The organism is Streptomyces sp. TRM70350 (assembly GCF_019219825.1).
Classification (GTDB): domain Bacteria; phylum Actinomycetota; class Actinomycetes; order Streptomycetales; family Streptomycetaceae; genus Streptomyces.
On record NZ_JAHUXH010000001.1, the window covers coordinates 37,219 to 52,014 of the forward strand.

Annotated in this window: 14 protein-coding genes; 10 read left to right on the top strand and 4 right to left on the bottom strand. The window is 72.1% G+C overall.

Annotated elements, in window-relative coordinates; genetic code table 11:
* The first annotated feature begins 88 nt into the window (after nucleotides 1-88).
* From KWI83_RS00155 to KWI83_RS00180, 6 genes are all read left to right on the top strand, one after another.
* Nucleotides 89-3,976 carry a glycoside hydrolase family 2 TIM barrel-domain containing protein gene (locus KWI83_RS00155; protein ID WP_218512154.1) on the top strand — a complete coding sequence of 1,296 codons (3,888 nt, stop codon included), beginning with the start codon at nucleotides 89-91 and terminating at the stop codon, nucleotides 3,974-3,976.
* 117 nt (nucleotides 3,977-4,093) lie between these two features.
* A complete protein-coding gene (locus KWI83_RS00160) occupies nucleotides 4,094-4,735 on the top strand; it encodes a phosphoribosyltransferase (protein WP_218512155.1) in 642 nt (213 codons plus the stop codon).
* Nucleotides 4,736-4,758: 23 nt separating this feature from the next.
* Nucleotides 4,759-5,184 carry a CBS domain-containing protein gene (locus tag KWI83_RS00165; RefSeq protein WP_218512156.1) on the top strand — a complete coding sequence of 142 codons (426 nt, stop codon included), beginning with the start codon at nucleotides 4,759-4,761 and terminating at the stop codon, nucleotides 5,182-5,184.
* A gap of 31 nt (nucleotides 5,185-5,215) precedes the next feature.
* Nucleotides 5,216-5,545 (top strand): DUF6343 family protein, encoded by a 330-nt coding sequence (locus KWI83_RS00170; RefSeq protein WP_374106257.1) that lies wholly within the window; start codon nucleotides 5,216-5,218, stop codon nucleotides 5,543-5,545.
* 138 nt (nucleotides 5,546-5,683) lie between these two features.
* Complete coding sequence (lpdA, locus tag KWI83_RS00175; RefSeq protein WP_218512157.1) at nucleotides 5,684-7,096, top strand: dihydrolipoyl dehydrogenase; 1,413 nt, start codon at nucleotides 5,684-5,686, stop codon at nucleotides 7,094-7,096.
* Nucleotides 7,097-7,219: 123 nt separating this feature from the next.
* Nucleotides 7,220-7,654, top strand: coding sequence for a hypothetical protein (locus KWI83_RS00180; protein WP_218512158.1), 435 nt, complete (start codon nucleotides 7,220-7,222; stop codon nucleotides 7,652-7,654).
* 6 nt (nucleotides 7,655-7,660) lie between these two features.
* On the opposite strand, the gene KWI83_RS00185 is transcribed toward KWI83_RS00180, so the two are convergent.
* On the bottom strand, nucleotides 7,661-8,017 hold the full coding sequence (locus KWI83_RS00185; RefSeq protein WP_256361593.1) for a metalloregulator ArsR/SmtB family transcription factor: 357 nt from the start codon (nucleotides 8,015-8,017) through the stop codon (nucleotides 7,661-7,663).
* Between the two features lie 69 nt (nucleotides 8,018-8,086).
* Here KWI83_RS00185 and KWI83_RS00190 point away from each other — a divergent pair, with 69 nt between their 5' ends.
* Genes KWI83_RS00190 through KWI83_RS00200 form a run of 3 tightly spaced genes read left to right on the top strand, consistent with a single transcriptional unit; the run spans nucleotide 8,087 to nucleotide 12,044 of the window.
* Nucleotides 8,087-10,021, top strand: coding sequence for a heavy metal translocating P-type ATPase (locus tag KWI83_RS00190; RefSeq protein WP_218512159.1), 1,935 nt, complete (start codon nucleotides 8,087-8,089; stop codon nucleotides 10,019-10,021).
* A 49-nt stretch (nucleotides 10,022-10,070) separates the two neighbouring features.
* Nucleotides 10,071-11,552, top strand: coding sequence for a DNA-3-methyladenine glycosylase 2 family protein (locus KWI83_RS00195; protein ID WP_305733662.1), 1,482 nt, complete (start codon nucleotides 10,071-10,073; stop codon nucleotides 11,550-11,552).
* Between the two features lie 9 nt (nucleotides 11,553-11,561).
* Nucleotides 11,562-12,044 (top strand): methylated-DNA--[protein]-cysteine S-methyltransferase, encoded by a 483-nt coding sequence (locus KWI83_RS00200; RefSeq protein ID WP_218512160.1) that lies wholly within the window; start codon nucleotides 11,562-11,564, stop codon nucleotides 12,042-12,044.
* Here KWI83_RS00200 and KWI83_RS00205 read toward each other — a convergent pair.
* Nucleotides 12,041-12,766 (bottom strand): Sir2 family NAD-dependent protein deacetylase, encoded by a 726-nt coding sequence (locus KWI83_RS00205; RefSeq protein ID WP_218512161.1) that lies wholly within the window; start codon nucleotides 12,764-12,766, stop codon nucleotides 12,041-12,043. The genes KWI83_RS00200 and KWI83_RS00205 overlap by 4 nt on opposite strands.
* Nucleotides 12,767-12,848: 82 nt before the next feature.
* Between KWI83_RS00205 and KWI83_RS00210 the strand changes: the two genes are divergently transcribed.
* Complete coding sequence (locus KWI83_RS00210; RefSeq protein WP_218512162.1) at nucleotides 12,849-13,049, top strand: type II toxin-antitoxin system VapB family antitoxin; 201 nt, start codon at nucleotides 12,849-12,851, stop codon at nucleotides 13,047-13,049.
* A gap of 12 nt (nucleotides 13,050-13,061) precedes the next feature.
* On the opposite strand, the gene KWI83_RS00215 is transcribed toward KWI83_RS00210, so the two are convergent.
* Together KWI83_RS00215 and KWI83_RS00220 are read right to left on the bottom strand one after the other, a co-directional pair.
* Nucleotides 13,062-13,553 (bottom strand): NUDIX hydrolase, encoded by a 492-nt coding sequence (locus tag KWI83_RS00215; protein ID WP_218512163.1) that lies wholly within the window; start codon nucleotides 13,551-13,553, stop codon nucleotides 13,062-13,064.
* Nucleotides 13,554-13,632: 79 nt separating this feature from the next.
* Nucleotides 13,633-14,706, bottom strand: coding sequence for an ADP-ribosylglycohydrolase family protein (locus KWI83_RS00220; RefSeq protein ID WP_218512164.1), 1,074 nt, complete (start codon nucleotides 14,704-14,706; stop codon nucleotides 13,633-13,635).
* Nucleotides 14,707-14,796 lie beyond the last annotated feature (90 nt).

A 14,796-nucleotide genomic window follows, 5' to 3' on the forward strand; every position in this document is an offset into this window, starting at 1 on the left:
TTCCACCACGACGGCAACGGCTGTGCCGTCACCGTGAGGTGACCCGCCCTCAGTTCGTGCAGCGCACGTCCCGAGGAAGGACACGGTCATGCCGCACCCGTACCCCTCTCCCACCGACCGGCCCGTGATCAGCCGTCGCCGGCTCCTTCAGACCAGCGCCGCCGTCCTCGGCGGGCTCGCCCTGTCCTCGTCGCCCCTCGCCGCGTACGCCGCCCCGCGCGGCGCGACGGCGGACGGATCGCCGGAGTGGAACGGCACCATCGACCTCTTCCGGCTGGGCACCGAGCCCCCGCACACCACGCTCATGCCGTACGCGGACGTACGGCAGGCCCTGACCGCCGACCGCACCCGCTCGCCGTACCGGATGAGCCTCGACGGCACCTGGAAGTTCGCCTACGTCGACCGCCCCGCCGACCGGGACACCGACTTCTACCGCACCGATGTCGACGACCGGTCCTGGGACACCATTCCCGTCCCCTCCGTCTGGCAGCTGCACGGCTACGACTTCCCGATCTACGTCAACATCACCTACCCGTGGTGGGGCCCCAACGGCCTGGGCGAGGAGCCGCAGCCGCCCGCCGCCCCGACCCGTTACAACCCCGTCGGCCAGTACCGGCGTACCTTCACGGTCCCGCGCACCTGGGCGGGGCGGCGGACGTTCCTGCACTTCGAGGGGGTCAAGTCCGCCCACTACGTGTGGATCAACGGGGAGTTGGTCGGATACCACGAGGACTCGTACACGCCCGCCGAGTACGACATCACCTCGTACCTCAAGCCCGGCACCAACCAGATAGCGGTCGAGGTCTACCGCTACTCGGACGGGGACTGGCTGGAGGACCAGGACATGATCCGGCTGAGCGGGATCTTCCGCTCGGTCTACCTGTACTCCACGCCGGTCGTCCATCTGCGCGACTTCAAGCTGGACACCCCGCTGAGCGACGACTACACGGCCGCCGAGCTGTCGGTGACGGCGAGTGTGCGGGCGTACGCCGACGGCGGCGCCGGGCGGTACACGGTGGAGACCCAGCTGTACGACGAGCGCGGGCATCCCGTCTGGTCGCGGCCGCTGGAACAGGCCGCCGAGGTCACGGGAGTCGGCGAGGACGCCACCGTGCAGGCCGCCAGGGCCGTACCGGCGCCCCGGCTCTGGTCGGCCGAGCACCCGAACCTCTACACCGCCGTCCTCCGGCTGCGCGACCCGCGCGGAAAGGTGATCGAAACGCTGTCGCACCGGGTCGGCTTCCGCGAGTTCGCGTTGAAGGACGGGCTGATGCGCATCAACGGAAAGCCCGTCTCCTTCCGGGGCACCAACCGGCACGAGATGCACCCCGACCGCGGCACCGCGCTGACCCGCGCCGACATGGTCGAGGACATCGAGATCATCAAGCGGATGAACATCAACTCCGTCCGCACCTCGCACTACCCCAACAACCCGCTGTGGTACGAACTCGCCGACGAGTACGGCCTGTACCTGGTGGACGAGGCCAACGTCGAGACCCACGGCATACGCGGCCAGTACCCGGGCAACCACGCCGACTGGAGCAGAGCGTGCGTGGCCCGCGCGCAGAACATGGTCCACCGGGACAAGAACCACGCCTCGGTGGTCATCTGGTCGCTCGGCAACGAGGCGGGCGGCGGCAGCACCTTCGTCGCCATGCACGACTGGATACGCTCCTACGACCCGACCCGCGTCATCCAGTACGAGGGTGACGACCGGCCCGGGGTCAGCGACATCCGCTCGGAGATGTACGAGAGCCCCGCGCGCGTCGAGGCCCGCGCCAAGGACACCGCGGACACCCGGCCGTACGTGATGATCGAGTACTCGCACGCGATGGGGAACTCCAACGGCAACTTCAGGAAGTACTGGGACATCATCCGCCGCCACGACGTCCTCCAGGGCGGCTGGATCTGGGACTTCGTCGACCAGTCGCTCAACTGGCCCACTCCGACACGGAAGATGCTGACAGAGAGCGGACCCGGGAAGCTGAAGGGCGAGATCCTCGCGCCCGGCGGCACCTTCGACCGCGCCAAGGGCGTGTCCGGCGGAACCGTCTTCGCCCGCGATCCCTCCCTCGACCTCACCGGCTCCCTGACGCTGGAGGCCTGGGTCACCCCGCACGTCACCGGTTACCACCAGCCCATCCTGGCCAAGGGCGACACCCAGTACGCGCTGAAACAGACCAACAGGAACCTGGAGTTCTTCATCCACGGCGGCGGCCAGTGGATCAGCGCCAGTTGGGCGCTTCCGGCGGAGGGCTGGACCGGCACCGAGCATCACATCGCAGGTGTTTTCGACGCCGCTGCGGGCACGCTGACCCTCTACGTCGACGGCGTCGTCCGCGCCACCCGGACCACCACACGCCGGCCCGGCAGCAACACCGCGCCCCTCGCGCTCGCCACCGACGTCGACAACTGGACCCGGGAGTTCAGCGGCACCATACGCCGGGCGCGGGTGTACGCCCGCGCGCTGAACGCCGCCGAGCTGGCCTCCGACGGCCGGGGGCCCGGCGACGAGGGGGTGCGGTTCTGGTTCGACGCGGCCACGGTCGGGTTCGAGGAGAAGAAACCGCGGGAGAAGACGTTCCTCGCCTACGGGGGCGACTGGGGCGACAACCCCAACGACGGGAACTTCGTCGCGGACGGCATCGTGACCGCCGACCGCGGGCTCACCGGCAAGGCGACCGAGGTCAAGCAGGTCTACCAGGCGATCAACGTCACGCCCGGCACCGGCTGGGGCGCGGTCACCCTCACCAACGAGAACCTGTTCACCAACCTCCGCGCATACGACGGCACCTGGACCCTCCTCGCCGACGGCAGGGCCGTACAGCGCGGCAGGCTCACCCGCGGCCAGCTCGACGTACCGCCGCTGTCGAGCAAGGACATCACCCTCCCCGTACGACGGCCGGGCAATCCGGCGCCGGGTGCGGAGTACTTCCTTCAGCTGTCCTTCACCACCAAGGAACCCACGAAGTGGGCGAAGGCGGGCTTCGAGGTCGCCCGGCAGCAGCTGCCCGTCGACGTGGGCAGCCCGGCCGTGACGCCGGTGCCGCTGGCGCGCGTCCCGGCGCTGACGTACGACGACGCCGAGGCGTCCGTCACCGTCACGGGAAGGGGTTTCTCCGTCACCGTCGACAAGGGCAGCGGGGTCATCACCTCGTACGAGGCGGCGGGCACCCGCCTGATCACCTCGGGCCCGGCGCCGAACTTCTGGCGGGCGCCCACCGACAACGACAAGGGCAACGGCCAGCACACCCGCAACCAGACCTGGCGGGACGCCGGCGCCCTGCGCGAGGTGACCGGTGTGAGCGTGCGCGCCCTGCGGGACCGGGCCGTCGAGATCAAGGTCGGCGGCACCCTGCCCACGACCACCGAGTCGGCGTACACCACCACCTACACGGTGTTCGGCAACGGTGAGATCAAGGTCGACCACACCCTGCACCCGGGCGCGGCGAACCTGCCGTACCTCCCCGAGGTCGGCACCCTGCTGTTCCTGCCGCGGCGCCTCGACCGGCTGCACTACTACGGCCGTGGCCCCGAGGAGAACTACTGGGACCGCAACACCGGCACCGACGTCGGCGTGTACTCGGCAAGCGTCACCCGCCTGTGGACGCCGTACATCCGCCCGCAGGAGAACGGCAACCGGACCGACGTGCGCTGGGCCGCGCTGACCGGGCGCGACGGTGCCGGACTGCTGGTCTGCGGGGAGCCGCTGGTCGAGGTCAACGCCTCGCACTTCACGCCGGAGGACCTGTCGTCCGGCGTGCGGCACGACTACCAGCTCACCCCCCGGGACGCGGTCGTGCTGCGGGTCAACCACCGGCAGATGGGCGTGGGCGGCGACAACAGCTGGGGCGCGCACACCCACGACGAGTACAAGCTGTTCGCCGACCGCGACTACGCCTACACCTACCGGCTGCGCCCGCTGAGCGACGTACGGCACGCGATGGCGGCGCGTCGGCCGACGGCCACCGAGTAGCGGCAGCAACAGCGGCGCCCGGCACCCACGGACGATCTCGGGGTGTCGGGCGCCGCACGCTGGAAACCCGTACCACCACAGGGCGAGAGGAAGGGCCCCGCGGCGGAAGGGGAACACATGCGTTTCCGTGACCGTGCGCACGCCGGCCGGGAACTGGCCGAGCATCTGCGCATTCTGCAGGAGAAAGGGACACTCCCGGACCCCGTGGTCCTCGCCCTGCCCCGCGGCGGTGTCACCGTGGGCCGGGAGGTCGCGCGGGCTCTCGGCGCGCCACTGGACGTGCTGGTCGTCCGCAAGATCGGAGCGCCGTTCCACGAGGAGTTCGGGGTCGGTGCGATCGCGGGCGACGAGCCGCCGTTCTTCGACACCAGGGCCCTGGACCAGCTGGGCCTGAACGAGGCCGAGCTGGCCCCGATCGTGGCCCGGGAGCGGACGGAGCTGCACCGCAGGGAGGAGCGGTACCGCCAGCACCGGCCCGCCGCCGAACTGAAGGGGCGTACCGCCATCCTCGTGGACGACGGGCTGGCCACCGGGTCGACCGCCCGGGCCGCCGTGCGCGCGGTGCGGCACCGGGAGCCGGAGCGGGTGGTCGTCGCCGCGCCGGTCTGCTCGCACGAGGCCGTCGAGCTGCTGCGCCACGAGGCCGACGACGTGGTCTGCCTGCTGCGGCCGAGCCCGTTCCACGCGGTCGGCCTCTGGTACGAGGACTTCGAACAGCTGACGGACGAGGACGTGCTGGAAGCGCTGCACGGCAGCTGACCCAGCAGGCCCAGGAGGTGTTCATGACCAGGTACATACGTGAGGTGATGTCGCCGAGCACGGCGTCGATCGAACCCATGACCACGGTGGCCCGGGCCGCCCGGATCATGCGGGACCGGGACATCGGCGACGTGCTGGTCACCTACGACCGCGATCTGTTCGGCGTGCTCACCGACCGCGACATCGCGGTCCGGGCGGTCGCCGAGGCCCGTGACCCGCGCGTCACACCGGTCGGCTCGCTGTGCACGCGTCCGCCCGTGGTGACCGTGGCGCCGGACGACTCGACCGACCACGCGGTCGAGCTGATGCGGCAGCACGCCGTCCGCAGGCTGCCCGTCGTGGACCGCGACGGCTGCCCCGTCGGCATGGTCAGCCTGGGCGACCTCGCCACCACCGAGGACCCGCACTCCGCGCTGGCGGACATCAGCCGGGCGGCCCCCAACCACTGACGGCACCCCAGCACGGAAGGGAGGCACCGCCATGGCCCGCATGGCCCGTGGACGCCCGGTGTCCCGCGAACGGTCCGGCATGATCGGCCGCCGCTTCCCCCGCACCGGCACCGAACCGAGCACCGCCCGCAGCGCGCTGCGGCTGCGCATGCTGCTCACCGCCGTCTTCCTGCCCGTCTTCGTCGCGGCGACCGCGCTGTTCGCCGTCTGGGCCGCGAACTCCTCGCCCGGTGACACACCCGGTCCCGCGCTGCTGACCGGCCTCGCCGTCGCGTGCGGCGTGCTCGCCGTTATCGCCGCCGTGGACGGGGTGGTCGTACGGAGCCGGATGCGGCGGGAGCGGGGCGGGCGCCGCACCTGAGACCGGCGTCATGGCGATCAGTGTGGCGATGAGCGGAGCCGGGCGAAAGAATCCCTTACGCAACCGAAAGAACGCGAAGGAACCTTCCGCACCACACCAGGCCAACCGCTCTTCACCACACCGAAAGGGACCTGACGCATGGACGAGCAGGACGAGCGCTTCGACGTCGTCGTTCTCGGAGCGGGCCCCGGCGGCTACGTCGCCGCCGTTCGGGCCGCCCAGCTGGGCAAACGCGTCGCCGTCGTGGAGGAGAAGTACTGGGGCGGCGTCTGCCTGAACGTCGGCTGCATCCCCACCAAGGCCCTGCTGCGCAACGCCGAGCTCGCGCACATCGTCACCCGCGAGGCGAAGACCTTCGGCATCAAGGTCGACGGCGAGGTCTCCTTCGACTACGGCGAGGCGTTCCGGCGCAGCCGCCGGGTCGCGGACGGCCGGGTCAAGGGCGTCCACTACCTGATGAAGAAGAACAGGATCACGGAGTACGACGGCCGCGGCACGTTCCTCGACCCGCACACGCTCCAGGTCACCGACTACGAGGGCGCCACCCGCACCATCGGCTTCGAGAACTGCGTCATCGCCACCGGCGCCACGCCCAAGCTGCTGCCCGGCACCCGTCGCACCTCGCGGGTGGTGACGTACGAGGAGCAGATCCTCGCCGAGGACCTTCCGCGGTCGGTCGTCATCGCCGGCGCCGGAGCGATCGGCATCGAGTTCGCCTACGTCCTGCACAACTACGGCGTGAAGGTCACCGTCGTGGAGTTCCTGGACCGGGTCGCCCCGACCGAGGACGCCGACGTCTCGGCCGAACTGGCCCGCCAGTACCGCAAGCTGGGCATCGACGTGATGACCTCGACCCGTGTCGACGCCATCGACGAGTCCGGCCCGCAGGTCCGGGTCACGGTCACCGCCAAGGACGGTTCCCAGCAGGTCCTGGAGGCCGACAAGGTGCTCCAGGCGATCGGTTTCGCGCCCAACGTCACCGGCTACGGCCTGGAGAACACCGGCGTCCGCGTCACCGACCGCGGCGCGATCGACGTCGACGGCCGCTGCCGCACCTCCGTGCCGCACATCTACGCCATCGGCGACGTCACCGCGAAACTGATGCTCGCGCACGCCGCCGAGGCGATGGGCGTGGTGGCGGCGGAGACCATCGCCGACGCGGAGACCATGGAGCTGGACTACGCGATGATCCCGCGGGCCACCTACTGCCAGCCGCAGATCGCCAGCTTCGGCTACACCGAGGCGCAGGCCCGCGAACTCGGCCACGACGTCAAGGTGGCGAAGTTCCCGTTCAGCGCCAACGGCAAGGCGCACGGCCTCGGCGACACCACCGGCTTCGTGAAGCTGATCAGCGACGCCAGGTACGGCGAGCTGATCGGCGGCCACCTCATCGGCCCGGACGTCACCGAACTGCTGCCCGAGCTGACCCTGGCCCAGCAGTGGGACCTGACCGTCCACGAGGTCGCCCGCAACGTGCACGCCCACCCGACGCTGGGCGAGGCGGTCAAGGAGGCGGTGCACGGGCTGGCCGGTCACATGATCAACATGTGAGCACCTGTGCTTCCCCGGGTGTCACCCGACCGGCGTAACCGGAATGGCGGCACCCGGGACGCGCCGGGAGGCTGGAAGCCGCCCACAGGGGGACACCCGCACCGGGACGGAAGGACGGCCGCCATGGCTGAGCACGCTGCACATCCGACGGGAACCCCGCAGACCGCGCCGACGGGCCGCCGCGAGGGGTGGGCGACCGGCGGCGTCGTGTTCGCCGGTGTGCTGATGTTGTGCGGCGGTCTGCTGGCGGTGCTCCAGGGCATCGCGGCGATCGCCGCGGACGACGTGTACGCCCGCGTCGGGACGTACGTCTACGAGCTGAACCTCACCGGCTGGGGCTGGATCCACCTGGTCGTCGGCGTCCTGGTCGCCGTCACCGGCTGGGGCCTGCTCATGGGGGCGGCCTGGGCGCGGGTCGCCGGTATCACCCTGGCCGCGCTGAGCCTGGTCCTGCAGTTCCTCTTCCTGCCGTACCAGCCCGTCTGGTCGGTCGTGATCATGGCGATCGACGTGTTCGTGATCTGGGCGCTGGCCGCCTACCGGGAACCCGCCCGCTGAGCCGTCCTAGTCGGCGGCGTCGCTGATGCCCAGCCGCAGGTGCTCCACGTGGTACACGGCCTGGTCGAGGAGTTCGGCGACGTGGTGGTCGTGCAGCGCGTAGACGATCGACCGGCCGCGCCGCTCGCCGACGACCAGGCCGAGGTTGCGCAACAGCCGCAGCTGGTGCGAGCAGGCGGACTGCTCCATGCCGACCTCGGCCGCCAACTCCGTGGCGGGCAACGGCCCTTCGCGCAGCCGCGCCAGGATCAGCAGGCGGGACGGGGTGGACAGGGCCTGGAGGGTGGTGGCCACCTTGGCGACGTTGGCCTCGTCCAGGCGTACGCGCTCGGCGGCTGCGGGGGTGACGGCTCCATGACCCATGACCGGTATCGTACCCGTCGCATATGAACGCATGAATGAGTCTTCATCTGTTCCTGTATCGTGCCCCGTGTGTCAGCGACTCTCACGCCGCGAACGGCGACCCCTGCCCGCTCCCTGACGGCACCCCGCCGCCGCACCCGCGTCCTCGCGCTGCCCGAGGCGCGCTGGGCGCTGGCCGCGCTGGTGGCCTTCCTGCTCGGCCTCGCCCTGGACCTCGGCGGCGCCCCCACCTGGGCCTTCGGCCCGCTGTACGCCGTCGCCTACGTCACCGGCGGCTGGGAACCGGCGCTGGAGGGGCTGCGCGCGCTGCGCGAGAAGACCCTCGACGTCGACCTGCTGATGATCGTCGCCGCACTGGGCGCCGCGGCGATCGGGCAGGTCCTCGACGGCGCCCTGCTGATCGTCATCTTCGCCACGTCCGGCGCGCTGGAGGCGCTGGCCACCGCCCGCACCGCCGACTCCGTGCGCGGGCTGCTCGACCTCGCCCCCACCACCGCGACCCGGCTCACGGACGACGGGCGCGAGGAGACCGTGCCGACCTCCGAACTCGCCGTCGGCGACGTGCTGCTGATCCGGCCGGGGGAGCGGATCGGCGCCGACGGCCAGGTGCTGGACGGCAGCAGCGAGGCCGACCAGGCCACCATCACCGGCGAGCCCCTGCCGGTGCTCAAGCGCCCCGGCGACGAGGTCTTCGCGGGCACCCTCAACGGCACCGGCGCGTTGCGTGTCCGCGTGGAACGTGACCCCGCCGACTCCGTCATCGCCCGGATCGTGACGCTGGTCGAGGAGGCGTCCCGGACCAAGGCACCGACGCAACTGTTCATCGAGAAGGTCGAGCAGCGCTACGCGGTGGGCGTGGTGGCCGCGACGATCGCCGTCTTCGCCGTGCCGCTCGCCTTCGGCGCCGACCTCACGGCCGCGCTGCTGCGGGCCATGACCTTCATGATCGTCGCCTCGCCGTGCGCGGTCGTCCTGGCCACCATGCCGCCGCTGCTGTCGGCGATCGCCAACGCCGGGCGGCACGGCGTGCTGGTCAAGTCGGCGGTGGCGATGGAGCGGCTCGGCGAGGTCGACACCGCGGCGCTCGACAAGACGGGCACGCTCACCGAGGGCGCGCCCGAGGTGACGGACGTACGGCCGTTGCCGGAATCCGGGCTCGACGCGGACGGGCTGCTCGCGCTCGCCGCCGCGGCCGAGCATCCCAGCGAGCATCCGCTGGCGCGGGCGATCGTGAGCGCGGCCCGGGGCAGGGGGCTGCCGGTCGCGGCGGCCGAGGACTTCACGGCCCTGCCGGGTCTGGGGGTCACGGCCGTGGTCGACGGGCGCGAGGTGCGGGTCGGCCGCGCGGAGGCCGACGCGAGCCGGGACGACGGCGCCACCGTCGTGCGGGTGGTCCGCGACGGCATCCCGGTGGGCATCCTCGCCCTCACCGACCGCCTGCGCACCGAGGCCCCCGCGACCACCGCCGCCCTCACCGCCCTGACCGGCACCCCGCCCGTCCTGCTCACCGGCGACAACGCGCACACAGCAGCCCGTGTCGCCGCCGCCACCGGCCTCACGGACGTCCGCGCGGACCTGCTGCCCGAGGACAAGGTGAAGGCCGTACGGGAACTCCAGGACAGCGGCCGCAAGGTGCTCTTCGTCGGCGACGGCGTCAACGACGCGCCCGCCCTCGCCGCCGCCCACTCCGGCGTGGCGATGGGGCGCGCGGGCTCCGACCTCGCGCTGGAGACCGCGGACGCCGTCGTCGTACGCGACGAACTCGCCACCGTCCCGGCGGTCGTACGACTGTCCCGGGCGGCCCGCCGCCTGGTCGTCCAGAACCTGGTCATCGCCGGTACGTTCATCACCGTGCTGGTCGTCTGGGACCTGGCCGGGCATCTGCCGTTGCCGCTCGGTGTCGCCGGGCACGAGGGTTCGACCGTGCTGGTCGGACTGAACGGGCTGCGGTTGCTGCGGGAGTCGGCGTGGCGATCCGGGGCGGTCCAGGACAGGGAAGGTTGATGTCGGATTCTCGCCAGCCCCGGCGCGTCCGGTGGTCGATGCTGGACGCATGCAGAAGGGGATGCACACCGACACCGAGCGCTGTCTGCGGGCCGTTCAGTCCAAGGACGCGCGCTTCGACGGCTGGTTCTTCACCGCCGTCCTGACCACCGGGATCTACTGCCGGCCCAGCTGCCCGGTCGTGCCGCCGAGGCCGGAGAACATGGTGTTCCATCCGAGCGCGGCGGCCTGCCAGCAGGCCGGTTTCCGGGCGTGCAAGCGCTGCCGCCCGGACACCACCCCCGGCTCCCCGGCGTGGAACCGGCGCGCCGATCTCGTGGCCCGCGCCATGCGGCTGATCGCCGACGGCGTCGTGGACCGCGAGGGCGTGCCCGGCCTGGCCGCCCGGCTCGGCTACAGCGCCCGGCAGATCGAACGCCAGCTGCTCGCCGAACTCGGCGCGGGCCCGCTCGCCCTGGCCCGCGCCCAGCGCGCCCAGACGGCCCGGCTGCTCATCGAGACGACGGCGCTGTCCATGGCGGAGATCGCCTTCGCGGCCGGTTTCTCCTCGGTCCGCACCTTCAACGACACCGTCCGCGAGGTCTACGCCCTCACCCCTGGCGACCTGCGCGCCCGGGCGCCGCGAGGACCCGCCGGGGGCACCCCGGGCGCCCTGTCGCTCCGCCTGCCGTTCCGCGCCCCGCTCAACCCCGACAACCTCTTCGGTCACCTCGCCGCCACCGCCGTACCCGGCGTGGAGGAGTGGCGAGACGGCGCCTACCGCCGCACCCTGCGCCTCCCGTACGGCCACGGCATCGTGGCGCTCACCCCGCGGCCCGACCACATCGCCTGCCGCCTCGCCCTCGGCGACCTGCGCGACCTGCCCGTCGCCATCAGCCGCTGCCGCCGGATGCTCGACCTGGACGCCGACCCGGTCGCGGTCGACGACCAGCTGCGGGCGGATCCTGTGCTGGCGCCCCTGGTCGACAAGGCCCCGGGCCGCCGCGTCCCGCGCACGGTCGACGAGGCGGAGTTCGCCGTACGGGCCGTGCTGGGCCAGCAGGTCTCCACGGCCGCCGCCCGCACCCACGCGGCCCGCCTGGTCACCGCGCACGGCGAGCCGGTCGACGACCCGGAGGGCGGGCTCACCCACCTGTTCCCGTCGGTGGACGCGCTCGCGTCGGTGGACCCCGAGTCGCTCGCGATGCCCCGCACCCGCCGCACGACCTTCACCACCCTCGTCGGCCGACTGGCCGACGGGTCACTGCACTTGGGTGTGGAGAGCGACTGGCCGCAGACCCGCGCCCAGCTCCTGGCCCTCCCCGGCTTCGGCCCCTGGACGGCCGACGTCATCGCGATGCGCGCCCTCGGCGACCCCGACGCCTTCCTCCCCACCGACCTCGGCATCCGCCGCGCCGCGGGCGAGCTGGGCCTGCCGTCCACTCCGGCCGCGCTCACCGCACGCGCGGCGGCGTGGCGCCCGTGGCGGGCGTACGCGGTCCAGTACCTGTGGGCGACCGACAGCCACCCGATCAACTTCCTTCCGGTGTAAGGACTTCCCATGCGACAGCACACCGTCATCGACAGCCCGTACGGCCCCCTCACCCTCGTCGCCGAGGACGGCGTCCTGTGCGGCCTGTACATGGCTGACCAGCGCCACCGCCCGGCGGAGGAGACGTTCGGGGAGCGTGACGAGACACCCTTCGGCGAGGCCGTCGACCAGCTGGCGGCCTACTTCGGCGGCGAGTTGAAGGAGTTCAGCCTCGAAGTGCGCCTGAACGGCACCCCGTTCCAGCGCACCGTCTGGGAGCAGCTCCGCCGCATCCCCTACGGCGAGACCCGCTCGTACGGCCAACTGGCCGAGGCCCTCGGCAACCCCAACGCCTCCCGCGCGGTCGGCCTCGCCAACGGCAGGAACCCCATCGGCATCATCGTCCCCTGTCACCGTGTGATCGGCGCGAGCGGCAGCCTCACCGGCTACGGCGGCGGCCTGGAACGCAAGCAGCGCCTGCTGGACTTCGAGCGCGGCGAGGCCCTGTTCTAGTCACTCAGCGTGCGCAGCAGCTCCGGCAACGCTGTGCCGATCGGCTCCCGGATCACCTCGTCGGCCCGTTCGTCGTACGGGGTCGGCTCGGCGTTGACGATGACGAGGCGGGCGCCGTGGTCGGCGGCGACCCCCGCGAGCCCGGCCGCGGGCTGTACCTGGAGACTGGTACCGACGGCGATGAACACCTGGCAGGCCTTGCTGATGGCGAGCGCCTCACCCAGCACCACCGGATCGAGCCGCTCGCCGAACATGACGGTCGCCGACTTCAGGATCCCGCCGCACTCCAGGCACGCCGGATCGTCCTCACCGGCCTCGACGCGCGCGATCGCGTCCGCCATCGGGCCGCGCGCATGACAGCCCGTGCACACGACACTGCGCGCGCTGCCGTGCAGTTCGAGCACCTTGCGGGCGGGCATCCCGGCGAGCTGGTGCAGCCCGTCCACGTTCTGCGTGATCACCCGCACCGGCACCCCGGACCGCTCCAGCTCCGCCACCGCCCGGTGCGCGGCGTTCGGCTGCGCCTGCAGCGTCCGGTTCTTCCGCCGCATCTGCCAGGAACGACGCCGGATCTCCGGATCGTTCATGTAGTACGCGTACGTCACGAGCTTCTCGGCCTCCGGATCCCGCCGCCACAGCCCGTTCGGGCCGCGGTAGTCCGGGATGCCGGAGTCGGTGGAGATGCCGGCGCCGCTGAGGAGGGCGACGAGGGGCTTGGCCATGTGATCGAGGGTAGGCGGGGAAGGGCGGGGCGGCGAACAGATAATCGGGTCGGTGGGGTGCGGCTGCTGCTAAGGTCCGCGCATGGCAAAGGTCAACGTCTCGGTCGACGCCGAACTCGTCGTTGAAACCATGGTCCTCACGGGCGTCGGCAACCCCCAGGACGCGGTCGAACTCATCCTGCGCGACTACATCCAGCGGGGTCACCGTACGGAGGCCAGGCTCGCCCAGCGCGACGAGGGGCTGCGCGAGGTCAACGCCAAGCCGCGGGACGTGGAGGGCTGACCCCCGGCCGGGTCAGCCGACCCGGTGGCCGTTCTCCAGCTCCACCGTCCCCGACCCGTTCTCCAGGGCGTCGAGGGCGGCCACCACGCGGCGGCCCGTGGCGCCGGGCAGGTGGCCGAGGAGATCCGTGGGCGCGACGAACCGCCACGACAGCAGTTCCTCCTCCTGCAGCCGGATCGCCTTGATGTCCTCCGGGCTGAGCACTCCGCCGTCGTAGAGGTACGCCACCAGCGGCGGCCGGGACGCCCCGTGCACCCAGTCCACGGCGAGCAGCCGCCCCGGCTCGCGGTCCAGGCCGATCTCCTCCGCGGTCTCGCGGCGCGCGCCCTGCCGTGGGGTCTCGCCGTCGTCGGACTCGACCGTGCCGCCCGGCAGCGCCCAGCCCTCGCGGTAGTTGGGCTCGACGAGCAGCACACGGCCCTCGCCGTCACGGAAGAGAGCGGCGGCACCGGCGAGGACGCGCGGCAGGCCCGCGATGTACGTGGCGAAGTCAGGAGTGGTCACCCTGGAAAGGGTAACCAGCGCACAGGGCCACCTTCTCCGGCGCACGACGCCCCGAACGCGCGCCCTACGCCCACGCCTGCTACGCCTCCGCCTGCGCCAGTCGCAGGGTCCGTTCCGCCAGTTCGCTGATCCGGACCCCGTCGAAGCCGAAGACCGCGCTGCGGACCGTGTCCTGAAGCGGCTCCTTCCACTGGACCGGGATCTCCTCCGCGCCGGTCAGCACACCGGCCACCGAGCCCGCCGTGGCGCCGTTGGAGTCGGTGTCCAGACCGCCGCGGACGGTCAGCGCGAGCGTCCGCGTGAAGTCGCCGTCGCCGTACAGCAGCCCGGCGGTGAGCACGGCGGCGTTCGGGATCGTGTGGATCCAGCCCAGCCCGGCGGTCTCCTCGGCCACCGTGGTGAGCGTGTCCTCCCAGGTCATCCGGGTCTCGTGGAGGGAGATGACACGGCGGACCGTGCGCGCCAGGCGGCTGCTCGCCGGGACGACGGCCAGCGCCTCGTCCAGGGCGTGCCGCACCGTGGGCGCGGTGAACGCCGCCGAGATCAGGGCCGCCGCCCACATGGCGCCGTAGACGCCGTTGCCGGTGTGCGAGAGCACCGCGTCCCGGCGGGCCAGCGCGGCCGCGCGGCGGGGCGCGCCGGGGCGGGTCCAGCCGTAGATGTCGGCGCGGATCAGGGCGCCGATCCACTCCTGGTAGGGGTTGTCGTACGTCGCCGTCAGCGGCGGCTTCAGGCCGCTGGCGAGGTTCCGGTACGCCGCCCGCTCGGCCGTGAAGGTCTGCAGATACGGCAGCCGCAGCAGCCACAGGTCGCCGACCTGCTCGGTGCTGAAGCCGAAGCCGTGGGTCTCCAGCAGGTCCAGGCCGAGGATCGCGTAGTCGACGTCGTCGTCGCGGCAGCTGCCGTGGATGCGGCCCCGGACGCACTGGCGCCACTCCGGGCGCAGTTCGAGAGCGGCCCCGCCGGGGGGCGGCTCGGGGAAGTAGTCGGTGAGGGGCAGGGCGCAGGCCTGCCGCAGGTAGTCGTCGATACGGTCCCGCGTCCACAGGTCGCCCTGCTCGACCGGTTTGCCCAGCATGTTGCCCGCGATCCGGCCCAGCCAGCCCCCCAGGACGCGGTCGGCGAGCTCTGGCTCAGTGCCCACAGGGGTCATAACTCCGGTTTACCCACTTCCGGCCACCGCCACAGGCCGTCCTCAGCCGGTTGCCAGGGCATTCCGGGGACCGGGCAGGGGCATGACGTC